The sequence below is a fragment of the Streptomyces sp. NPDC049954 genome, assembly GCF_040656295.1.
Lineage (GTDB): Bacteria > Actinomycetota > Actinomycetes > Streptomycetales > Streptomycetaceae > Streptomyces.
This window is the reverse complement of the sequence record NZ_JBFALS010000005.1, coordinates 196,890-217,736: the sequence shown is the minus strand read 5'-3', so window position 1 is coordinate 217,736 and position 20,847 is coordinate 196,890. Positions and strand designations below refer to the sequence as shown.

The window sequence follows — 20,847 nt, the reverse complement described above, 5'->3', positions numbered from 1 at the left end:
AAGGCCCCGGACCTCAGCCGTCGCGCTCGCACACGAAGATCGCCGTTCCCGGGATGAGATAGCCGCGCAGCGGGGACCAGCCGCCCCACTCCTGCGTGTTCCAGTCCGGCCACTCCGGCTCCACGAGGTCGACCAGCCGGAAACCGGCGGCCACCACGTCCCGCACCCGGTCGCCGACCGTGCGGTGGTGCTCGACGTACACCGCCTCGCCCTCCTCGTCCTCCTCCACGTAGGGCGTGCGGTCGAAGTAGGACGCGCCGACGCTCAGGCCCTCGGGGCCCGGCTCGTCGGGGAAGGCCCAGCGCAGCGGATGCGTCACCGAGAACACGAAACGCCCGCCGGGCCGCAGCACCCGGTGCACCTCGCGCAGCACCCGCACCGGGTCCGCGACGAAGGGGAGCGCGCCGTACGCCGAGCACGCCAGGTCGAAGGAGCCGTCGCGGAAGGGCAGGACCCCCGCGTCGGCCTCGACCAGCGGGAAGCGCGTCGCGTGCTCCTCCGCGATGCGCATGGCGTGCTGGAGCTGGCGGTGCGCGAGGTCCAGGGCGACCGGCCGGGCGCCCTGCGCCGCGAGCCAGCGCGAGCACTGCGCCGCGCCGGCGCCGATCTCCAGGACGTCGCGGCCCCGGAGGGACTCGGCCGGGCCCAGCAGCTCGGCCTCGACCTCGTCCAGGCCCTCGGGACACCACACGAAGCGGTCGTCGCCGAGGAAGGTGCCGTGCTCGCGCTGGTAGTCGTCCGCGTTGCCGTTCCACCAGCCGCGATTGGCGCGGCTGCTCTCCGTGACACTCGCGGCGCGGCGGGTGGCGGTGGTCTCGTCGGTCTCGGGGGACCCGGCCGCCGGGGCGAGGGGCCCGGGGTCCGTTTCGGGGGCTTGGATGATGTGCTCCATCGTCGTACTCTTCGCTCCAGCCCGAACGCCGCGCGTGGGCGTTCTCTACGGCCGCCCCGTGAGGGCTGTGGTCTGGGACGACACGCAGCGTGCCGGTAATGCGGGGATCGCCCCCGGGTGTGCGCCTTCGCGCATTGACCCTGTCCGGCTGCCCCCGTATGCTACAAGTTGCGCTGCGAGCCTGCGCTCCTCAGACCTAGCAGGCGGTGCTCGCATCTGTTGTATGTCTCCTCGGTTGTCGAGGTGTTCCGGGCCCCAGGGTGCGGCGCCTCCTGACTGTTCAGGCTCCTCAGGGCGAAACGGGCTCACGGCGCAAGCAGTACCTACGACTTCAATGTCCGTACCGGAGCCCTAACCCACATGACGAGCAGCACCGAGACCACCGCCACCACCCCGCAGGTAGCGGTCAACGACATCGGTAACGAGGAAGCCTTCCTCGCCGCGATCGACGAGACGATCAAGTACTTCAACGACGGCGACATCGTCGACGGCGTCATCGTGAAGGTCGACCGGGACGAGGTCCTGCTCGACATCGGTTACAAGACCGAAGGCGTCATCCCTTCCCGCGAGCTCTCGATCAAGCACGACGTCGACCCCAATGAGGTCGTCAAGGTCGGCGACGAGATCGAGGCCCTGGTTCTCCAGAAGGAGGACAAGGAAGGTCGGCTCATCCTGTCCAAGAAGCGCGCGCAGTACGAGCGCGCCTGGGGCACGATCGAGAAGATCAAGGAAGAGGACGGCATCGTCACCGGTACCGTCATCGAGGTCGTCAAGGGTGGACTCATCCTCGACATCGGCCTCCGTGGCTTCCTGCCGGCCTCCCTCGTCGAGATGCGCCGCGTCCGCGACCTCCAGCCCTACGTGGGCAAGGAGCTCGAGGCCAAGATCATCGAGCTGGACAAGAACCGCAACAACGTGGTCCTGTCCCGCCGTGCCTGGCTGGAGCAGACCCAGTCGGAGGTCCGCCAGACCTTCCTCACGACCCTCCAGAAGGGTCAGGTCCGCTCCGGCGTCGTGTCCTCGATCGTCAACTTCGGTGCCTTCGTGGACCTGGGTGGCGTCGACGGCCTCGTGCACGTCTCCGAGCTGTCCTGGAAGCACATCGACCACCCCTCCGAGGTGGTCGAGGTCGGCCAGGAGGTCACCGTCGAGGTCCTCGACGTCGACATGGACCGCGAGCGTGTCTCCCTGTCGCTCAAGGCGACGCAGGAAGACCCGTGGCAGCAGTTCGCCCGGACGCACCAGATCGGCCAGGTCGTTCCCGGCAAGGTCACCAAGCTCGTTCCCTTCGGCGCGTTCGTCCGCGTCGACGAGGGCATCGAGGGTCTGGTCCACATCTCCGAGCTGGCCGAGCGCCACGTGGAGATCCCGGAGCAGGTCGTCCAGGTCAACGACGAGATCTTCGTCAAGGTCATCGACATCGACCTTGAGCGCCGCCGCATCAGCCTCTCGCTGAAGCAGGCCAACGAGGCCTTCGGCGCCGACCCGTCGGCCGTCGAGTTCGACCCGACCCTGTACGGCATGGCCGCGTCCTACGACGACCAGGGCAACTACATCTACCCCGAGGGCTTCGACCCCGAGACGAACGACTGGCTGGAAGGCTACGAGTCGCAGCGGGAGACCTGGGAGACCCAGTACGCCGAGGCGCAGAGCCGCTTCGAGCAGCACCAGGCTCAGGTCATCAAGTCCCGCGAGGCCGACGAGCAGGCCGCGGCCGAGGGCACCGAGACGGCCGCTCCGGCCGCTTCGGGCAGCGGCGCGGGTGCCGGCAGCGGCAGCGGCGGCGGCTCGTACTCCTCGGACTCCGGCGACAACTCCGGCGCGCTCGCGTCGGACGAGGCGCTGGCGGCCCTGCGCGAGAAGCTGGCCGGAGGCCAGAGCTGATCACGCGGTAGCCACCGAGCGGTAGAAAGCTCGTAGCCGAGGTCCCGGTCCCCTTCCGAGGGGACCGGGACCTCGGCTTTGGTGTGTTCCGGGGCCGTGGGCCCCGGCTTCGGCGGGGTCCGGCGAGACGGAACCCGTCCCACACGTAACACAGGGAAACGTGCGGGATACACCTGAGTGGTGAGGGCCGTAACGCGGCGCTGTGAGGATCCCCTCGAATTCAAGATCACCGCCGGTGCGTGCCGGTGGTGCGTCACGAGTGAAAGGGGACTTCCCGCATGGGAGAGCCTTCGCCGCACACCGGTACGAGCCGCCGCACGTTCCTGCGCAACGTAGGAGTCACCAGCGGTGCGGGTGCCATGTTCGCCACGATGGGGGCCCTCGGCCTCGCCCCCGACGCGGCGGCCGCAGCTCGTCACGAACCTGTCTTCACCGCCCCCAGGACCGGCGACTTCACGCTGCGCGGGAAGGGTGCGGCCAAGGTCGTCATCGTCGGCGGCGGCATCGCCGGACTCGCCTCCGCCTACGAACTGGGCAAGGCCGGATACGACTGCACGATCCTGGAGGCCCGGGACCGCACGGGCGGCCGCAACTTCACCGTGCGCGGCGGCGACAGCACCGTCGACACCTCCGGCAACCGGCAGACGGCCCGCTTCTCCAAGGGCCAGTACATGAACGCCGGGCCCGGCCGCATCGCCCAGTGGATGAACACCCTCGACTACTGTCGCGAACTCGGCGTCCCCATCGAGGTGTTCACCAACACCAACGCGAGCGCCTACCTCTACAACGAGCAGGCCGGGATGAAGAAGCCGGTGCGCTACCGCACCGCGAAGGCCGACGTCTACGGCTACGTCTCCGAACTCCTCGCCAAGGCCACCGACCTCGGCGCCCTCGACAAGCAGCTCACCGCCGAGGACCAGGACCGGCTGCTGACCTTCCTCAAGAGCTTCGGCGACATCGGCTCCGAACTCACCTACACCGGCAGCGAACGCCGCGGCTACCTCAGCGACCCGGGAGCGGCCGGTGCCCCCGGAGAGGAACTCGGTTCCCTGCCCAGCGCCTCCGAGGTCTTCGCGAGCGGCGTCGGCCGCTACTTCTCCTTCGAGTTCGGCTACGACCAGGCCATGCTCATGTTCGAGCCGGTCGGCGGGATGGACCGGATACCCGCCGCGCTGACCCGCGCGATAGGCGCCCACCGCATCCGTACCGGGGCCGCCGTCACCGACCTCAGCAACACCTCGCGCGGCGTCACCGTCACCTACGAGGAGGGCGGCCGCAAGCGCCGCATCGAGGCGGACTACTGCATCGCCGCGCTCCCGCCCAACATCCTCGCCAAGACCACCCACAACCTCGGCCCCGCGGTGCAGAGCGCCCTGGAGGCGTGCAAGCCCTCCTCCGCCGGGAAGATCGGGCTGGAGTACCGCAGCCGCTGGTGGGAGACCGAGCACCGGATCTACGGCGGCATCACCGAGACCGACATGGACCTCGACCACATCTGGTACCCCTCGCACGGCTACCACGAGGACCGCGGACTGCTCATCGGCTACTACAACACCGGTGCGCACGCCGACTCCTACGCCGCGCTCAGCCCGAAGGAACGCGAGGCCCGCGCCGTCGCCCAGGGCGTCAAGATCCACGGCGAGTCCTACCGCAGCGAACTCTCCTCCTCCTTCTCCCACCACTGGCGCCAGACCCCCCACCTGGAGGCGTCCTGGCACTCGCTGGCCGGCGGGCCCGACGCCGCCGCCTTCGCCCCGCTCAACCAGCCCGCCGGTCACGTGTACTTCGCCGGTGACTACCTGAGCTATCTCGACGCCTGGCAGCACGGCGCGTTCTCCTCCGCGCGCAAGGTCGTCAGCAGCCTCCACCAGCGGGTCCTCAACTCCTGAGACCCCCCGCGCCGGCCCGCCCGTACCGGGCGTTCTCCGCGCGGCGCACGGACCGGGGACGCGGGCGGGAATGCCCGCGTCCCCCCGCGCGTTCTTGACCGGGGAGTACGAGAAGGACCGGAGGGCGTCAGAGTGCTTGATCCGCAGGGTTTGTACACGTGGGAGCCGAAGGGCCTGGCCGTCGTGGACACCGCGCTGGCCCAGGAGTCGGCGGGCCTGGTCATGCTGTACCACTTCGAGGGATACATCGACGCCGGGGACACGGGGGACCAGCTCGTGGAGCGCGTCCTGGACACCCTGCCCCACCAGGTCGTCGCCCGCTTCGACCACGACCGGCTGGTCGACTACCGGGCGCGCCGCCCGCTGCTCACCTTCCGCCGCGACCAGTGGACGGAGTACGAGGAGCCGGCCATCGAGGTCCACCTCGTGCAGGACGCCACCGGAGCGCCCTTCCTCGTACTGTCCGGCCCCGAACCGGACGTCGAGTGGGAGAGGTTCGCCGCCGCCGTCGGCCAGATCGTGGAGCGCCTCGGGGTGCGGCTCGCGGTCAACGTCTACGGCATCCCGATGGGCGTCCCGCACACCCGCCCGGTGGGCCTGACCCCGCACGGCAACCGCAACGACCTGGTGCCGGGCCACCCCACGCCCTTCGAGCAGGCCCAGGTCCCCGGCAGCGCCGAATCGCTCATCGAGTACCGGCTCGGGCAGGCCGGGCACGACGTCCTCGGTATCACCGCGCACGTCCCGCACTACATCGCCCGCTCCGCCTACCCGGACGCGGCGCTCGCCGCGCTGGAGGCGTTCACCGGGGCGACCGGCCTCGTGCTGCCCGGGATCGCGCACAGCCTGCGCACCGAAGCCCACCGCACCCAGACCGAGATCGACCGGCAGGTCCGGGAGGGAGACGAGGAGCTGGTCGCCCTCGTCGAGGGCCTGGAGCACCAGTACGACGCGGTGGCCGGGGCCTCCTCGCGCGGCAACATGCTCGCCGAGCCCGCCGACATCCCCTCCGCCGACGAGATCGGCCGCGAGTTCGAGCAGTTCCTCGCCGAACGCGAAGGCGACGCCTGAACCCGGGTCCGGCCGGTCACCGGGCCGTCGCACAGCGCGGCCCGGTGACCGGCCGGCGCCGTCAAGCCCCTCAGATCCCTGAGGGGCTTCGGTCTGCCCCGCCGGCGAGCGGCAGTTGACCGCTCGCCCTGAGAGGGCTCTCCCGGAGAAACCGTCTCAATCCGGCCTGTTGAAGGCTGGAATTGCCCTGTTGACGCCCGTTGTGCGGTGACTTCATGCTGAATTCCCGGACATTCCGAGCGACGAGGGACAACAGGGGAAATGATGGTCTACATCAGGCGTACGCACGCGAGGGCCGGCCTCGTAGGTCTGCTGGCGGTGGGACTGTTCGGCGCCTTCGTGCCGCAGGCCTCCGCCGTCTCGTACAGCCCGTGGGGCTACTACGGGCCGGTCAAGGGCTACAAGTACAAGAACCGCGCGGCGATCGCCGACAGTTCGCGTCTCTACGCGTCGACGACGGCCGCCAGGAACGGCAGCGGCAATGTCCCGGCGGGGTACCTCGGCGCGCTGGCCCGGCTCTACAAGGGCAACGCGCTGTGCAAGTCGGCCGGGTATGCCTACAACTCCGGTCCGGCGAACAGCCTGTCCGTCCCGACCCAGGGCAACGGCTGCGGAAGCGGCGCCTACTACAGCTACGGGGCGACGAAGGCGTACAACGGAAACGGCTACAAGGCCGTCTACACCTTCAAGACCCCGACCCTCAACCACAGGTCCGTGGCGGCCGGCGCGGCACCGGCCCGGCGGGAGGCGGCGGAGGGGGCCCTGCCGAGGAACGCGCGGGGGCAGACGTACGGCTCCGGGCTGGACGCGAGGACACCCCAGGCGGCCCCCGACCTGATCCGGGCGTACACGACGGAAGGGAAGCTCGGCTACGTGAAGAGTGCGGACCTGGAGGACGAGCCGGTCCCCGCCTCGCCGCGCGAGGCCCTCGCCGTCCAGTCGGAACGGGCCGGCAAGGACCGCCGGATCCCCGTGTACGCGCTCGACGGGACCACCGCCCTCGGCACCTTCGTGATCGAGGCGCCGCGGGCCACCCTCACGAAGGGCCGCTGACCCCCCCGCACCCCGCGACCGCGCGCGGCCGGTGACGGCGGCAGTGGCCGCGAAGCCACCGCCGCCGCCCGAAGCCGCACGGGCCGGCCGATGACGCGGCGCCCGGCTGAGGCCACAGGGGCCCGCCGGGTGTCGCGGGGTGCGCCTGACCTGCCTAAGCTGCCCCCATGCTTTCCGTAGGGCTGACCGGCGGCATCGGTGCCGGCAAGAGTGAAGTGTCCCGGCTGCTCGTGCGGCACGGGGCGGTGCTGATCGACTCCGACCGCATCGCCCGTGACGTCGTGGAGCCGGGCACGCCGGGGCTGGCCGCCGTCGTCGACGCCTTCGGCGGCGGGGTTCTCACCGCCGAGGGCCGGCTCGACCGCCCGGCCCTCGGCCGGATCGTGTTCGGCAGCCCGGAGAAACTCGCCGAGCTGAACGCGATCGTGCACCCGCTCGTCCGCGAGCGTTCCGCCGCACTCCAGGAAGCCGCCCCGGCCGAGGCCGTCGTCGTCAACGACGTGCCGCTGCTCGTGGAGAACGGGCTCGGCCCGCTCTACGACCTGGTGCTCGTGGTGGACGCCCGGCCCGAGACCCAGCTGCGGCGCCTGGTCGAAACGCGCGGCATGACCGAGTCCGACGCCCGCGCCCGGATGGCCGCCCAGGCCACCCGTGAACAGCGCCTGGCCGCCGCCGATCTCGTGATCGACAACGACGGCCCGCTCGACACGCTGGCCGCACGCGTCGCCGAGGTCTGGGCCGACCTGGAGCGGCGCGCGAAAGGCTGACCGGGGTCCCGGTCCCGGGGCGGCGCCCCGGAATAGCGCCGCCGTGCCCGGTGTTGCCCCTGGGCAGTGAGGGAAGGACACCGCCATGCCCGAAAGCACCCCGGAGAACCACGTCATCGACTTCCGGGCCGCCGAGCACCTGCTCGCGGCCCGCGACCCGCGCGGCGCCGTGAAGCTCCTGGACTCCGTGATCGCCGCCCACCCCGAGAACACCGCGGCCCGCCTGCTGCGCGCCCGCGCCTTCTTCGCCTCGGCGCAACTGCGCGGCGCCGAGCTGGAGTTCAGTCTCGTGCTGGAGCGAGAGCCGGACAACGCCTTCGCCCACTTCGCCCTCGCCCGCACCTTCGAACGGGCCAACCGCCCCGAGCAGGCGCGACGCCACTTCCGGCTCGCCGCCGCCCTCGACCCGCAGCCCCAGTACCTCAAGGCCGCCGGCTTCGAGGAGCCGGTCGGGCCGGAGTAGAGCGGACGACACGAAAGGGACCGCCGGCGATCGCCGGCGGTCCCTTGGCTCTCCGCGTGTTCCCGCGCACACGCTCACGCACCGCTCTCTCACAGGCGTGCTGTCACATGGGCCACAACTGTGGTGGCTGGTGGCCGGTGTGCAGGCGTACGAGCACGACGATCAGGTCGATCGTGACCAGCACCCACAGGACCGCGCTCACCGCCGCGAGGCCGGGCTCATCGGCCAGCGAGAAACCGACGGTGGCGCCGATCGTCAGCAGCTCGCCCCACAGGCTCAGCCAGAAACGCAGTTTCAGGGGACTCTTCGCGGTCAGTGGTTCACTCCCGGTACGCATGGCACTCTCCGCTCATCGGATGCCCCTTTCGTCCCTTCTCTTCCGGTGTACCTCGATCCTGTCCGGGAGGGAAGCGAATCGGGCACTCGTTCGGGACGGATGCGGAGACGGGCGGACGAGGCCACTGCGGAGAGGGGCTGACGGGGCCGTCCTCACCCGCCCCGGCGGACCGGCCGCGCGGCGTGGGAGGCGGCCCGGGCGGCGAGCAGCGCGGGCAGGTGCTCCCTGCTCCAGGTGCGGGCCGCGGCGATCAGGGAGAACAGGCTGTGGCCCAGTGGCGTCAACGCGTACTCGACGCGGGGCGGGTTCTCGGCGTAGGAGGTGCGGGTCACCAGTCCGTCGCGTTCCATCGCCCGCAGGGTCTCGGTGAGCACCTTCGGGGTGATGCCCCGCAGGGGGACCCGCAGCTCGCCGAAGCGCCGGGGGCCGTTCTCCAGACAGATCGCGACCATCGCGGTCCACTTGTCGCCGATGCGGATCGGCAGGGCCGCGGAGGGGCACAGGGGATCGAACAGCTCGGGGTCCAAGGGCTCGTCCATGGACAGGGACGGTAGCCGGTTTCGTTGCGGTAACCGGCACCCCGGTGGCTACCGTCTCCCGGGCGGTGGGAGTCGCCCGCCGCCCAGGAAGGGGGCAGACATGAGTGGGATCGTCGTGTTCGGTGCGGGAGGCCGCGCGGGCCGGGCGGTCACCCGGGAGGCGCGCCGCCGGGGGCACCGGGTCACCGCGGTGGTACGCGATCCGCGCAAGCACACGGGGATCGGGACGGACGGGGTGCGGGTGCTCGGAGGCGACATCACGGACCCGCTCGCGGTGGCCACCGCGAGCGAGGGCCAGGACGCCGCCGTGCACGCGGTCAGCCCGTTCACCGGTCCGGAGCAGGGATTCGCGGACCTGGACCCCGAGTTCTTCGTCAAGGCCGCCGAGGCGCTGCTGCGGGGGCTGACCGAGGCGCGCGTGCACCGGCTCCTGGTCGTCGGCCTGTTCGCGACCCTCAAGGGCCCGGACGGCGCGCCGGTGCTGGACGATCCCGCGCTCCTTCCCCCGCCCATCCGCCCCTTCGCCCTCGCACAGCAGGCCGGGCTGGACCGGCTGCGAGCGGCGGACACCCCCGTCGACTGGCTCGTGCTGACCCCGCCGGCCCGGCTGGAACGGGACGCCCCGCGGACCGGCCGCTACCGCGTCGGAGGCGACACGGCCCCCGATCCGGCGACGGCGCGGCTGTCGTACGCCGACCTCGCGGTGGCGGTGCTGGACGAGTTCGAGGCGCCGCGGCACCACCGCACCCGCATCTCCGTGTACGAGTGACCGCGCACCCGTCGAGCGGGGAACTCGCGCCTCTTCGGGCCTCGTTGTACCCACAGGTGCCGACAAGGCACAGCCCGCCGCTGCCGCTCGCCGGCGGGGCAGGGCGTACGTCCCGGACCGGGGAGTGGCGGATGACGACGCATCGTGAGGGATACGGCGGTACGGGGCCTGGGGCGCTCACCCCGGACGGCTGCGCGGTCGAACTGTACGAGCGGCTGCGGGTGGGCGAGGAACCGGAGATCATCGCCGCGGCCTCCCCGCCGGGCGCCCGCGTCCTCGAACTGGGCTGCGGGGTGGGCCGGGTGACGCATCCCCTGCTGGAGCGCGGGTTCGCCGTCACCGCGGTCGACGAGTCCGCCGAGATGCTGGAGCGGGTGCGCGGGGCGCGAACCGTCCGCTCGGCGATCGAGGAACTCGACCTCGGGGAGAGCTTCGACATCGTGCTGCTCGGCTCGTTCCTCGTGCACGCGGGCGACGCAGAGGTACGGCGCGGACTGCTGCGCACCTGTCGGCGGCACCTCGCCGACGGCGGCAGCGTCCTCGTCCAGCGGGAGGGCGCCCACTACCACCAGGACCTCCCGCGCGAGCGTGTCGACCCGGCCGGGTACACGGTGCGCATCGTCTCTGCCACCCCGCGCGGCGACGGCGTCCACCAGGTCCACGCCGAGTACGAGTTCCCCGACGCGCGCTGGACCCAGACCTTCCTGTCCCGCCCGCTGGACGACGCGGCCTTCCGCGCGGCCCTCGCCGAGGCCGGGCTCGAAGTCGCCGAAGTCCTCACGGACGACGGCATCTGGGTCCGCGCGGTCGCCGCCTCCTGAGAGCGGCCGCGCGTCAGCCTGGCCGCCCCGTCCGTCCGGCCCCGCCGGGCGGCGGGGTCACATTGCCCCAGACCCCGCGCAGCCGCTCCAGCTCCCTGCGGTCCCGCTTGGTGGGACGGCCCGCGCCCCGGTCCCTGATCCCGGCCGGGGCGACCGCCTCACGCGGCGGGGGCGGCGGGCTGTGGTCCACGTAGCACTCGACGGCGACCGGCGCCCCGACACGCTTGCGCAGCAGCCCGCGCACGACGAGGACCCGGTCGCGGCCCTCGTGCCGCAGCCGCACCTCGTCACCCACCCGCACCGGGGCCGCCGCCTTCGCCGGCTCCTTGTTGACCCGCACGTGCCCCGCCCGGCAGGCCGCCGTGGCCGCCGACCGCGTCCTGACCATCCGCACCGACCACAGCCACACGTCGACGCGGACGCTGCCGCCCTCCTGCGTTCCCTCGCTCGCCATGCCACCGAGCCTAGTCGGCCGCCACCCCGCACCCGCAGGGATCGCCCGCGCTGCGCCGCACACCCGTGAGCACGACGCCGGGCCCCTTCTCGCACCCGTACGGATTACCCCGGGCCCGATACGGCCGAATGGCCGTGCACCGCCGTACCCGGTCCGCGATTCTGGCCGCCCGGGCCGGCCGCCTGCCGGCCCGGTGGACAGCGGCGGCGAAGGGCACGGCATGGAGCAGGACCCGCACGACGACCTGGAACTGGGGAACCGGGTCGACAGGCTCATGGACGGGTTGACACGCGACCTGATCCGGCTCGCCGAGATCCCGTCCATCGCCTTCCCCGGCTACCCGCCCGAACCCGTCCAGCAGGCCCACGACCTGCTCGCCGGCCTCCTGCGGGACGCCGGTGCCCAGCACGTCGAACGCATCGACCTGCCGGACACCGCCCCGGTCCTCTACGCCCACGTCCCGCCCCCGCACCCCGACGCGCCCACCGTCCTGCTCTACGGGCACTACGACGTGCAGCCCCCGGGCGACGAACAGCTGTGGCTGTCCCCGCCGTTCACCCCCACCCCGGTCGAGGGCGGACTGCGCGCCCGGGGCATCGCCGACGACAAGTCCAACGTCATCGCCCACCTCGGGCTGCTGCGCGTGTACGAGGGACGGCCGCCGTGCGGCGTCAAGCTCGTCCTGGAGGGCCAGGAGGAGTACGGCAGCGCCTTCGACGACTACCCGCCCACCGACCCCGGCCGCTTCGCCTGCGACGCCCTGCTGATCGCCGACCTCGGCAACATCCGGCCCGGCACCCCCACCCTCACGAGCGCCCTGCGCGGCGCGAGCGAGCTCACCGTCGAGGTCAGGACCCTCGAAGAGCCCCGGCACAGCGGGGAGTTCGGCGGGGCCGCGCCCGATGCCCTGCTCACCCTCGTACGCGCTCTCGCGAGCCTGCACGACGAGAGAGGGAACGTCGCCGTCGCCGGGCTGCGCCGCGAGGAGTGGACGGGCGCCGGGTACACCGAGGAGGAGTTCCGCGCACTGGCCGGCGTCCTGGACGGCGTGCCGCTGCTCGGCACCGGCGGGCTCGGCGAACGCCTGTGGACCGGGCCCGCCGTCACCGTCATCGGCCTCGACGCGCCGAGCGTGGACCGGGCCGCGTCCGCCGTCGTCCCCTACGCCCGCGCCAAACTCAACCTCCGCTTCCACCCCCACCAGGACCCGCGCGAGGCCCAGCGCGCCCTCGTCGACCACCTCGCCGCCCTCAAGCCCTACGGAGTGAGCCTCACCGTCACCCCCGGCGACACCGGCCCCGGCTACGAGGCGGCCACCGACGGGCCGGGCCACCGCGCGGCCCGCGCCGCGCTCGCCGCAGCCTGGGGCGAGGACACCCGCTACATCGCGACCGGCGGCTCGATCCCCCTGGTCAACGGCCTCGCCCGGGCCGCCCCGCAGGCCGAGGTGCTGCTCTTCGGGGCGCAGGACAACCAGTGCAACCTGCACGCCCCCAACGAACGCGTCCTCTTCTCCGAACTGCGCAACACCGTCCTCGCCGAGGCACTGTTCCTGCGTGACTTCGCCGCCGCCCGCGCCGCGGGCACCAAGGGCCGGGGCGGCGCCGCATGAGCCACAGCGACGTCAAGGACGAACGGACGGCCAACGCCGGCGACGGCGGCGGGAAGGGCTTCACCTTCCCCAGCGCCCTGACGGTCCTCGCGATCGTCACGGTCGCCGTCTGGGCCCTCGCCTTCCTCATCCCCTCCGGCGAGTACCGGCGCGACGCCGACGGCGCCCCCGTCGAGGGCACCTACCACCGCGTCGACTCCGGGCAGAGCCTCGTCGACCGGTTCAACGACCTCTTCCTCGCCCCCGTCAACGGCCTGTACGGCATCCAGGACGCGAAGAGCGGACAGGTGGGGCCCGACCTGTCGGGCGAGCTGTACGGCAGCGCCGGGGTGTTCCTCTTCGTCCTCGCGATCGGCGCGTTCATCACCGTCGTCTTCGCGACCGGCGCCCTCGACCGGGGCATCGAACGCCTCGCGCACCGGCTGCGCGAGCGCGGGCCGCTGCTCATCGCGGGCATCATGGTCGTCTTCTCCGTCCTCGGTACCGTCGAGGGCTTCGCCGAGGAGACCCTCGGCTTCTACGGGCTGATCGTGCCGCTCATGCTCGTCCTCGGCTACGACCGGCTCGTCGCCACCGGGGCGATCATCCTCGGCGCGGGCGTCGGCGTGCTGTGCTCCACCGTCAATCCCTTCGCGACCGGGGTGGCCTCCTCGGCCGCCGACATCTCCCTCGGCGACGGCATCGTCCTGCGCTTCTTCATGTGGATCGTCCTCACCACCGTGACCGTCCTCTACGTCATCCGCTACGCACGGCGCGTGCGGCGCAACCCGGAACGGTCGCTGGGCGGGTTCCGGCCGGGGGACCGGGAGCACGTCGTCACCGCGCAGGAGGAGACGCCGCCACTGAGCCGGCTGCACCAGTTCGTCCTGTGGCTGGTCGGCCTGATCTTCGCCTTCATGATCTTCTCGGTGGTGCCCTGGTCCAACGCCCTCACCGGGAACGCCGACGCCACCCCCTACGGATTCGAACTCGGCTGGTCCTTCCCGCAGCTCGCCGCCCTGTTCCTCTGCGCGGCCGTGCTCGTCGGCCTCGTCGCCCGGCTCGGCGAGGCCCGGCTCAGCGCCACCCTCGTGCAGGGCGCCGCCGACTTCATCTCGCCCGCCCTCGTGATCCTCCTGGCCCGGGGCGTCACCGTGATCATGAACAACGCGCGGGTCACGGACACCGTGCTGCACGCCATCGAGGGCGTCGTGAAAGGCACCTCCTCGGGCCTGTTCGCCGTCATCATCTTCGTCGTCAACCTGCCCCTCGCCTTCCTGATCCCGTCCACCTCCGGCCACGCGACCCTCGCCATGCCGATCCTCGCGCCGCTCGCCGATTTCGCGGGCGTCTCCCGCGCCCTCGTCGTCACCGCGTGGCAGGCCGCGAGCGGCTGGATGAACCTGTGGGTGCCGACCACCGCCGTCACCATCGGCGGCGTGGCTCTCGCGAAGGTCGGCTACGACAAGTACCTGCGGTTCGTCTGGCCACTGCTCGCCCTGCTGTTCGTCCTCGTGTGCGCCTTCGTCGCGCTCGGCGCCGTGTGGACCTGACCTCGGGCCGGGCCCGGCCCCGCCCGCGTCCGCACCCGGTCCGCCTACCCTGGGACGACATGACGAACGGCACGCGGAGCGCGGGGCGGGACCCGGCACGGAGCATGGCCGCACTCGACGGGCGCGTCGCCGACTGCCGGGCCTGCCCCCGGCTCGTCGAGTGGCGCGAGGAGGTCGCCCGCGAGAAACGCGCGGCCTTCGCCGACCAGGAGTACTGGGGCCGGCCCGTGCCCGGCTTCGGCCCCGCCGACGCCCCGCTCGCGCTGATCGGCCTCGCGCCCGCCGCGCACGGCGGCAACCGCACGGGCCGCATGTTCACCGGCGACCGCTCCGGCGACGTCCTCTTCCGCGCCCTGTACGACGTGGGACTCGCCAGCCGGCCCACCGCCGTCTCGGCCGACGACGGGCTGGAACTGCGCGGGGTACGGGTCACCGCCCCCGTGCACTGCGCACCGCCCGCCAACAAGCCCACCCCCGCCGAACGCGACACCTGCCGGCCCTGGCTGGTGAGCGAGCTGGAGCTGCTGCGGCCCGGGCTGCGGTCCGCCGTCGTCCTCGGCGCCTTCGGCTGGCAGGCCGCGCTGCCCGCCCTCGCCGCCGCCGGCTGGCGGGTGCCCCGGCCCCGGCCCGTCTTCGGCCACGGCGCCCGGGTCGTCCTGGAGGCGGCGGACGGCGGTCCGCCCCTCGACCTGTTCGGCTGCTTCCACGTCAGCCAGCGCAACACCTTCACCGGCCGGCTGACCCCCGCGATGCTGCGCGAGGTCCTGTCCGGCGCCGCGCACGCCGCCGGACTGGCCACCGACGGGCCGCGCGAGGGCCGAACAAGCGGGGACGGCCAGGAGGGCTGACCAAGCGGACGGCCCCGCCGTCCCGTACGAGAGGTACGGGAACGGCGGGGCCGTGCGGCGCTCGGGCGCGGTGCGCGCTCAGCCCTTCAGCGGTGCGCGCTCAGCCTGCCGGGGAAGTGCTCAGCCCTTCAGGGAGGCCAGGGTCTCGTTGAGAGTGGCCGAGGGGCGCATCACGGACGCGGCCTTCGCGGAGTCGGGCTGGTAGTAGCCGCCGATGTCGGCCGGGGAGCCCTGTACGGCGATCAGCTCGCCGACGATCTTCTCCTCCTGCTCGGCCAGCGACGTCGCGAGCGCCGCGAAGGCACCGGCGAGCTGCGCGTCCTCGGTCTGCTTGGCCAGCTCCTGCGCCCAGTACAGGGCGAGGTAGAAGTGGCTGCCGCGGTTGTCGATGCCACCGAGCTTGCGGCTGGGCGACTTGTCCTCGTTGAGGAAGGTGCCGGTCGCCCGGTCCAGGGTGTCCGCCAGAACCTGCGCGCGGGCGTTGCCGGTGGTCTGCGCGAGGTGCTCGAAGCTCACCGCGAGCGCGAGGAACTCACCGAGGCTGTCCCAGCGCAGGTAGTTCTCCTTGACCAGCTGCTGCACGTGCTTGGGCGCGGAACCACCGGCGCCGGTCTCGAACAGGCCGCCGCCGTTCATCAGCGGGACCACCGACAGCATCTTGGCGCTGGTGCCAAGCTCCAGGATCGGGAACAGGTCCGTGAGGTAGTCGCGCAGCACGTTGCCGGTCACCGAGATGGTGTCCTCGCCGCGGCGGATGCGCTCCAGGGAGTACGCGATCGCGTCCTCGGGCGTCCTGATCTCGATGATCAGGCCCTCGGTGTCGTGCTCCGGGAGGTACTGCTCGACCTTCGCGATGAGGTTGGCGTCGTGGGCGCGGCCCTCGTCCAGCCAGAAGATCGCCGGGACGCCGGTGGCGCGGGCGCGGGTCACGGCCAGCTTGACCCAGTCGCGGATCGGCGCGTCCTTGGTCTGGCACATGCGGAAGATGTCGCCGGCGCCGACGGGCAGCTCCAGGACCGCCTCGCCCTTCGTGTTCACGACCCGGACGGTGCCGGTGACGGGGATCTCGAAGGTCTTGTCGTGGCTGCCGTACTCCTCGGCCTTCTGCGCCATGAGGCCGACGTTCGGCACCGAGCCCATCGTGGCCGGGTCGTAGGCGCCGTGGGCGCGGCAGTCGTCGATGACGACCTGGTAGATCCCGGAGTAGCTGCTGTCCGGGATGACCGCGAGGGTGTCCGCCTCGTTGCCGTTCTTGTCCCACATGTGACCCGAGGTGCGGATCATCGCGGGCATCGAGGCGTCGACGATGACGTCCGAGGGCACGTGCAGGTTGGTGATGCCCTTGTCGGAGTCGACGTAGGCCAGCTCCGGGCCCTCCGCCAGCTCGGCCTCGAAGGACTCCTTGATCTTCGCGCCCTCGGGCAGGCCCTCCAGGCCCTTGAGGATGCCGCCCAGACCGTCGTTCGGGGTCAGGCCGGCGGCGGCGAGCTGCGCGCCGTACTCGGCGAAGGTCTTCGGGAAGAAGGCCCGTACGACGTGACCGAAGATGATCGGGTCGGAGACCTTCATCATCGTCGCCTTCAGGTGCACGGAGAACAGCACACCCTCGGCCTTGGCGCGCGCGACCTGCGCGGTCAGGAACTCGCGCAGCGCCGCCACGTGCATGACGGAGGCGTCCACCACCTCACCGGCGAGGACCGGGACCGACTCGCGCAGCACCGTCGTGGAGCCGTCGTCGCCCGACAGCTCGATGCGCAGGCTGTCCTCGGCGGGGACCACCACGGACTGCTCGGTGGAGCGGAAGTCGTCGGCGGACATCGTCGCCACGTTCGTCTTCGACCCGGACGTCCAGGCACCCATGCGGTGCGGGTGCGCCTTCGCGTAGTTCTTGACGGAGGCGGGCGCGCGGCGGTCGGAGTTGCCCTCGCGCAGCACCGGGTTCACGGCGCTGCCCTTGACCTTGTCGTACCGCGCGCGGACGTCGCGGTCCTGGTCGGTCTTCGGGTCGTCCGGGTAGTCCGGCAGCGCGTAGCCCTGCTTCTGCAGCTCGGCGATCGCGGCCTTGAGCTGCGGGATCGAGGCCGAGATGTTCGGCAGCTTGATGATGTTGGCCTCGGGCGTCTGGGCCAGTTTGCCCAGCTCGGCGAGCGCGTCCTCGACGCGCTGCCCCTCCTCCAGCCACTCGGGGAACCCGGCGATGATCCGCCCGGCCAGCGAGATGTCGCGGCTCTCCACGGCGACACCGGCCGTCGAGGCGTAGGCCTCGATCACCGGCAGGAACGAGTACGTCGCCAGGGCCGGGGCCTCGTCGGTGTGCGTATAGATGATGGTCGAGTCAGTCACCGGGTGCTCCGCTCCGTCTCCACAGTCTTCTGTCTCTTCAATATTGCTCGACATCAAGATATCCCGAAGAGGCGCCCCGTCCGAAAGGGCCCCGGCCCGCGGAACGAGCCGCCGGAACGAGCTCCGGGACGAGCCCCCGGAACGAGCCGCCGGAACCAACCCCCGGAACGAGCTCCGGGACGAGCCGCCGGATCGCGGCGCCGGACCGCGCGGATCACCTGGGCGGACCCGTGGGACCGTGCCGGCAAATACCGTGCGCCACCGCTCCCGCCGGCTCTACGCTGCGCGGATGCCTTCTCACGCCCCGTATCCCGCCACCGACCCGTACGAGCAGGGCGACCTGGACACGGGTGACGGCCACCGGCTCCACTGGGAGACGAGCGGGAACCCGCGGGGCCTGCCCGTCGTCGTCCTGCACGGCGGGCCCGGTTCGGGCAGCACCCCTTTCTCCCGGCGGTACTTCGACCCGCGGCGCTACCGCGTCGTCCTTCTCGACCAGCGTGGCGCCGGACGCAGCACCCCGCACGCGGGCGAACCCGGCACCGACCTCTCCACCAACACGCTGCCGCACCTCCTCGCCGACCTGGAGGCGCTGCGCACCGCCCTGCGCATCGACCGCTGGCTCGTGTGGGGCGCCTCCTTCGGCTCCGTCCTCGCCCTGCGCTACGCCGAGCTGCACCCCGAGCGCGTACGGGCGCTCGTCCTCACCGGACTGGCCACCGGCAGCCGCGCCGAGGTCGCCCTCCTCACCCGGGGCCTCGGCCGGTTCTTCCCCGAAGCCTTCGCCCGCTTCGTCGCCGGAGTACCCGAGGAGGACCGCGACGGCGACCTCGCCGCCGCCTACCACCGGCTCCTGGAGTCGCCCGACCCCGCCGTGCGCGCCCTGGCCGCCCGGGACTGGACCGACTGGGAGACCGCGATCGTCCCCGCCCCGCCCCGCTCCGAGCCCCGCTACGAGGACCCCCGCTTCCGCCTCGGCTTCGCGCGCCTGGTCACCCACTACTTCAGCCAGGACCACTTCCTGGGCGGCGACGAGGTCGTCCTGCGCGAGGCGCACCGGCTGCGCGGCATCCCCGGCACCATCGTCCAGGGCGCCCTGGACCCGCAGAACCTCACCGGCGTCCCCTGGCGCCTCACCGCAGCCTGGCCCGACGCGGAACTCGTCCTCGTCGACGACACGGGCCACCACGCGGGCGCGGCCGGCGTGGTCAGCGAGATCGTCAGGGCGACGGACCGGTACGCGGCGCGATGGGCGGACGGGGCGGCGTAGCGGGTCACGGGGCCCCGGGCGGCGCGCCGAGCGGGCGGGGTTTCTGACATGCCGCAGAGACTGCCGCCGCCCGAGCCGTGCCCGCCACCCATGTACGGGGTCACCCGAGGAATACGGGGTCACCCGCGGACGAGCGAAGGGCGCCGCCGTCTTCACCTCCCGGAAACCCGGTCGTTTCCGGTCGTGACACGCGCTCCCGTACCCTGGTCAGGAGCCAAGGCCGACGTTGTCCGCAGGCATCACCTCACGTGATCGCGCCGGACGGTCGCACATCCGCGACCGCCGTGACCTGCCGACTGGAGCCAGCTTGTCCGTACGCGTCCTCCGCGACCGCACCACCGCGCGCACCCCGCGCACCACCACCCTCCCGCCGTGGCTCGGCCACGCCCTGCGCGCCCAGCGCGGGCCCGTGCCCTGGATCGCCATGGCCCGGGGCGGCCTCGCCGTCCTCCCGCTGCTGCTCGCCGTCGCCGCGGGCCGCCCCACCGCCGGGGTCATGGCCGCGCTCGGCACGCTGCTCGCCGCGATCAACGACCGGCCCGGCCCCCGCCGCACCGCCGTCCTGCGGCTGTCCGCGCCCGCCCTCGCCGGAGCCTGCGGACTCCTCCTCGGCTCCTACGCCACGGCCCTCACCCCCGACCCGCGGCGGGCCCTCGTCCTGCCGCTCGTGCTCGCCGTCCTCGGGCTGCTCGCGGGCGCCGTCAGCGCGATCGGGCCCGTCGCCTCCGGCGTGGGCACCCAGTTGCTCGTGACGGCCGCGATCGGCGCCGGCATGCCCCTGCCCGAGCCCGGCTGGCAGCGGGCCCTGTTCTTCCTCGCCGGCGCCGGCTGGCTGCTCGCCCTGCGCCTGGTCCTGCCCTCACCCGGCAGGACCACCCGCAACCCGTACCGGCTCGACGGCGAACGCGGCGCCGTCGCCGCCGTCTACACCGCCGTCGCCGACCTCCTCGACGCCACGGGCACCGACCGCGCCCTGTCCCGCCGCGCCGCGCTCACCACCGCCCTCGACCAGGCACAGGACGCCCTCGCGGGCCCCCGGCTGCGTCGCTTCGCGAGCAGCGCCGCCGAACGCCGGCTGCACGCCAGGTTCTCGGCGGCCCTGCCGCTCGCCGAGGCCGCCACCGCCCTGGCCTGGACCGGGACACCGCTGCCCGCCCGCGCCGCCCGGGGGTGCCGGGACCTCGCGGACGCCGTCCTGCTCGACACCGTCCCCGGCGCCGTCCCCGCGCCCAGCAGGGACGCCGCCGGTCTGCGCTCCCTCGACAACGCCCTGCTCGACGCCGTCACCGCCTTCGACACGGCAGGACGGGCCGGGCTCGCGACGGCCCGCACCCGGCGCGGCCCTCTGCGCGAAGGGCTGCGCCGCGCCACCGGACCGGCGGGACGCGAGTACGGCGCCCGGGTCGCGCTGTGCCTGGGGGCCAGCGCCGCCGCGGCCCAGGCCCTCAACCCCGACCACTGGTACTGGCTGCCCGCGACCGCCGTCTTCCTCGTGAAGCCCGACCTCGGACCGCTCGCCTCCCGCGTGCTGTGCCGGGTCGCGGGCACCCTCGTGGGGGCCGCGCTCTTCGCCCTCCTGGTGACCGTCCTGCGGCCGGTGCCGCTGCCGGGTGCCGCCGGGCTCGTCGCGCTCGTCGCCGTGTGCGGCGCGCTGATCCCGCTCGGCATGCGCCACTTCGCGGTCCAGACCGCCGTCGTCACCGTCCTCGTCCTCGCCCTCGTCGGACTCGGCGGGGAGACCCAGGCCACCTGGAACCGCGTCACCGACTCGCTGCTGGCCTGCGCGATCGTCCTCCTCGTCGGCCACCTGCCGCTGCCCGGCCGGCGCGGCAACGTCGTCCGCAGCCGCCTCACCGCCGCCTCGCAGGCCGCCACCGACTACCTCGGGCACGTCCTCAGCGGCTCCGAGGACCGGCCCGGCCGCTGGGCGTTGCGCCGCGCCGCCTACCGCTCCCTCGCCCAGGCCCGTACCGCCGTGGAACTGTCCGCCGCCGAGCTGCCCACCCTCGCGCGGCACACCGAGGGCGCCGCCGACGTCACCGCCGTACTCGAACGCCTCGTCGACACGACGACGGCCGCCGCCGTCCACTACGACGACGCCGGCCGGCTGCCCGAGCGCGACAGCGAACGCCTCAACGCGCTCCTCGGCGAACTCGACAGCTCCCGCGCCAAGGCCGCCTGCTGACCGCACGGGCACCGACGGGGTGGCGGGGGCCGCTGCCGGGTGACGGGCCACGAGTCCCGGGTGAGGGGTTCTGGGACGAGGGGGAGCCCACGCGTCGCCGTGCGCCGTCCCTCCACGC

General features: G+C 72.8%; 18 protein-coding genes. 13 read left to right on the top strand and 5 right to left on the bottom strand.

Annotated features, from left to right (window positions below; translation table 11 throughout):
• Positions 1–13 precede the first annotated feature (13 nt).
• Complete coding sequence (locus tag AB0J21_RS12930; protein WP_363145937.1) at positions 14–892, bottom strand: class I SAM-dependent methyltransferase; 879 nt, start codon at positions 890–892, stop codon at positions 14–16.
• Between the two features lie 360 nt (positions 893–1,252).
• On the opposite strand from AB0J21_RS12930, the gene rpsA reads away from it, so the two are divergent.
• The 6 genes from rpsA to AB0J21_RS12900 all read left to right on the top strand — a co-directional run bounded on the left by rpsA (position 1,253) and on the right by AB0J21_RS12900 (position 8,019).
• A complete protein-coding gene (gene rpsA / locus AB0J21_RS12925; RefSeq protein WP_363145936.1) occupies positions 1,253–2,776 on the top strand; it encodes a 30S ribosomal protein S1 in 1,524 nt (507 codons plus the stop codon).
• Positions 2,777–3,054: 278 nt separating this feature from the next.
• Positions 3,055–4,665, top strand: coding sequence for an FAD-dependent oxidoreductase (locus AB0J21_RS12920; protein ID WP_363145935.1), 1,611 nt, complete (start codon positions 3,055–3,057; stop codon positions 4,663–4,665).
• Positions 4,666–4,797: 132 nt separating this feature from the next.
• A complete protein-coding gene (locus tag AB0J21_RS12915; RefSeq protein ID WP_363145934.1) occupies positions 4,798–5,736 on the top strand; it encodes a PAC2 family protein in 939 nt (312 codons plus the stop codon).
• Between the two features lie 261 nt (positions 5,737–5,997).
• Positions 5,998–6,789 (top strand): ATP-dependent Lon protease, encoded by a 792-nt coding sequence (locus AB0J21_RS12910; RefSeq protein ID WP_363145933.1) that lies wholly within the window; start codon positions 5,998–6,000, stop codon positions 6,787–6,789.
• Between the two features lie 167 nt (positions 6,790–6,956).
• Entirely contained in the window at positions 6,957–7,556 is a 600-nt protein-coding gene (gene coaE / locus AB0J21_RS12905) for a dephospho-CoA kinase (RefSeq protein ID WP_363145932.1), read from the top strand.
• 85 nt (positions 7,557–7,641) lie between these two features.
• A complete protein-coding gene (locus AB0J21_RS12900) occupies positions 7,642–8,019 on the top strand; it encodes a tetratricopeptide repeat protein (RefSeq protein WP_363145931.1) in 378 nt (125 codons plus the stop codon).
• A 103-nt stretch (positions 8,020–8,122) separates the two neighbouring features.
• Here AB0J21_RS12900 and AB0J21_RS12895 read toward each other — a convergent pair whose 3' ends face one another.
• Together AB0J21_RS12895 and AB0J21_RS12890 are read right to left on the bottom strand one after the other, a co-directional pair.
• Entirely contained in the window at positions 8,123–8,356 is a 234-nt protein-coding gene (locus AB0J21_RS12895; RefSeq protein WP_363145930.1) for a DUF6343 family protein, read from the bottom strand.
• 152 nt (positions 8,357–8,508) lie between these two features.
• Complete coding sequence (locus tag AB0J21_RS12890; RefSeq protein WP_363145929.1) at positions 8,509–8,895, bottom strand: helix-turn-helix domain-containing protein; 387 nt, start codon at positions 8,893–8,895, stop codon at positions 8,509–8,511.
• A 100-nt stretch (positions 8,896–8,995) separates the two neighbouring features.
• On the opposite strand from AB0J21_RS12890, the gene AB0J21_RS12885 reads away from it, so the two are divergent.
• The gene (locus AB0J21_RS12885; protein WP_363145928.1) at positions 8,996–9,664 is read left to right on the top strand and encodes an NAD(P)H-binding protein; all 669 of its coding nucleotides are present in this window, start codon (positions 8,996–8,998) and stop codon (positions 9,662–9,664) included.
• Positions 9,665–9,795: 131 nt separating this feature from the next.
• A complete protein-coding gene (locus tag AB0J21_RS12880; protein ID WP_363145927.1) occupies positions 9,796–10,485 on the top strand; it encodes a class I SAM-dependent methyltransferase in 690 nt (229 codons plus the stop codon).
• A gap of 13 nt (positions 10,486–10,498) precedes the next feature.
• Here AB0J21_RS12880 and AB0J21_RS12875 read toward each other — a convergent pair whose 3' ends face one another.
• Positions 10,499–10,939 carry an RNA-binding S4 domain-containing protein gene (locus AB0J21_RS12875; RefSeq protein ID WP_363145926.1) on the bottom strand — a complete coding sequence of 147 codons (441 nt, stop codon included), beginning with the start codon at positions 10,937–10,939 and terminating at the stop codon, positions 10,499–10,501.
• Between the two features lie 220 nt (positions 10,940–11,159).
• Between AB0J21_RS12875 and AB0J21_RS12870 the strand changes: the two genes are divergently transcribed.
• Genes AB0J21_RS12870 through AB0J21_RS12860 form a run of 3 tightly spaced genes read left to right on the top strand, consistent with a single transcriptional unit; the run spans position 11,160 to position 14,931 of the window.
• Positions 11,160–12,551: a M20/M25/M40 family metallo-hydrolase gene (locus tag AB0J21_RS12870; RefSeq protein WP_363145925.1), complete on the top strand. Its 1,392-nt coding sequence runs from the start codon at positions 11,160–11,162 to the stop codon at positions 12,549–12,551.
• Positions 12,548–14,083 carry a YfcC family protein gene (locus AB0J21_RS12865; protein WP_363145924.1) on the top strand — a complete coding sequence of 512 codons (1,536 nt, stop codon included), beginning with the start codon at positions 12,548–12,550 and terminating at the stop codon, positions 14,081–14,083. The genes AB0J21_RS12870 and AB0J21_RS12865 overlap by 4 nt, the downstream gene beginning before the upstream one ends.
• Before the next feature lie 59 nt (positions 14,084–14,142).
• Entirely contained in the window at positions 14,143–14,931 is a 789-nt protein-coding gene (locus AB0J21_RS12860; protein ID WP_363145923.1) for a uracil-DNA glycosylase, read from the top strand.
• A gap of 120 nt (positions 14,932–15,051) precedes the next feature.
• Here the strand turns inward: AB0J21_RS12860 and AB0J21_RS12855 are convergent, their stop codons facing one another.
• On the bottom strand, positions 15,052–17,274 hold the full coding sequence (locus tag AB0J21_RS12855) for an NADP-dependent isocitrate dehydrogenase (RefSeq protein WP_363145921.1): 2,223 nt from the start codon (positions 17,272–17,274) through the stop codon (positions 15,052–15,054).
• Between the two features lie 289 nt (positions 17,275–17,563).
• Here AB0J21_RS12855 and pip point away from each other — a divergent pair, with 289 nt between their 5' ends.
• Positions 17,564–18,544 (top strand): prolyl aminopeptidase, encoded by a 981-nt coding sequence (gene pip / locus AB0J21_RS12850; RefSeq protein ID WP_363145920.1) that lies wholly within the window; start codon positions 17,564–17,566, stop codon positions 18,542–18,544.
• A 424-nt stretch (positions 18,545–18,968) separates the two neighbouring features.
• A complete protein-coding gene (locus AB0J21_RS12845; RefSeq protein WP_363146238.1) occupies positions 18,969–20,729 on the top strand; it encodes an FUSC family protein in 1,761 nt (586 codons plus the stop codon).
• The last annotated feature ends 118 nt before the right edge of the window (positions 20,730–20,847 follow it).

Bases quoted from the DNA above. Each gene is read 5' to 3' on its own strand.
- AB0J21_RS12930 (WP_363145937.1), bottom strand. From the start codon at position 892: ATGGAGCACATCATCCAAGCCCCCGAAACGGACCCCGGGCCCCTCGCC.
- rpsA (WP_363145936.1), top strand. From the start codon at position 1,253: ATGACGAGCAGCACCGAGACCACCGCCACCACCCCGCAGGTAGCGGTC.
- AB0J21_RS12920 (WP_363145935.1), top strand. From the start codon at position 3,055: ATGGGAGAGCCTTCGCCGCACACCGGTACGAGCCGCCGCACGTTCCTG.
- AB0J21_RS12910 (WP_363145933.1), top strand. From the start codon at position 5,998: ATGATGGTCTACATCAGGCGTACGCACGCGAGGGCCGGCCTCGTAGGT.
- coaE (WP_363145932.1), top strand. From the start codon at position 6,957: ATGCTTTCCGTAGGGCTGACCGGCGGCATCGGTGCCGGCAAGAGTGAA.
- AB0J21_RS12900 (WP_363145931.1), top strand. From the start codon at position 7,642: ATGCCCGAAAGCACCCCGGAGAACCACGTCATCGACTTCCGGGCCGCC.
- AB0J21_RS12895 (WP_363145930.1), bottom strand. From the start codon at position 8,356: ATGCGTACCGGGAGTGAACCACTGACCGCGAAGAGTCCCCTGAAACTG.
- AB0J21_RS12890 (WP_363145929.1), bottom strand. From the start codon at position 8,895: ATGGACGAGCCCTTGGACCCCGAGCTGTTCGATCCCCTGTGCCCCTCC.
- AB0J21_RS12885 (WP_363145928.1), top strand. From the start codon at position 8,996: ATGAGTGGGATCGTCGTGTTCGGTGCGGGAGGCCGCGCGGGCCGGGCG.
- AB0J21_RS12880 (WP_363145927.1), top strand. From the start codon at position 9,796: ATGACGACGCATCGTGAGGGATACGGCGGTACGGGGCCTGGGGCGCTC.
- AB0J21_RS12875 (WP_363145926.1), bottom strand. From the start codon at position 10,939: ATGGCGAGCGAGGGAACGCAGGAGGGCGGCAGCGTCCGCGTCGACGTG.
- AB0J21_RS12870 (WP_363145925.1), top strand. From the start codon at position 11,160: ATGGAGCAGGACCCGCACGACGACCTGGAACTGGGGAACCGGGTCGAC.
- AB0J21_RS12865 (WP_363145924.1), top strand. From the start codon at position 12,548: ATGAGCCACAGCGACGTCAAGGACGAACGGACGGCCAACGCCGGCGAC.
- AB0J21_RS12860 (WP_363145923.1), top strand. From the start codon at position 14,143: ATGACGAACGGCACGCGGAGCGCGGGGCGGGACCCGGCACGGAGCATG.
- pip (WP_363145920.1), top strand. From the start codon at position 17,564: ATGCCTTCTCACGCCCCGTATCCCGCCACCGACCCGTACGAGCAGGGC.
- AB0J21_RS12845 (WP_363146238.1), top strand. From the start codon at position 18,969: ATGGCCCGGGGCGGCCTCGCCGTCCTCCCGCTGCTGCTCGCCGTCGCC.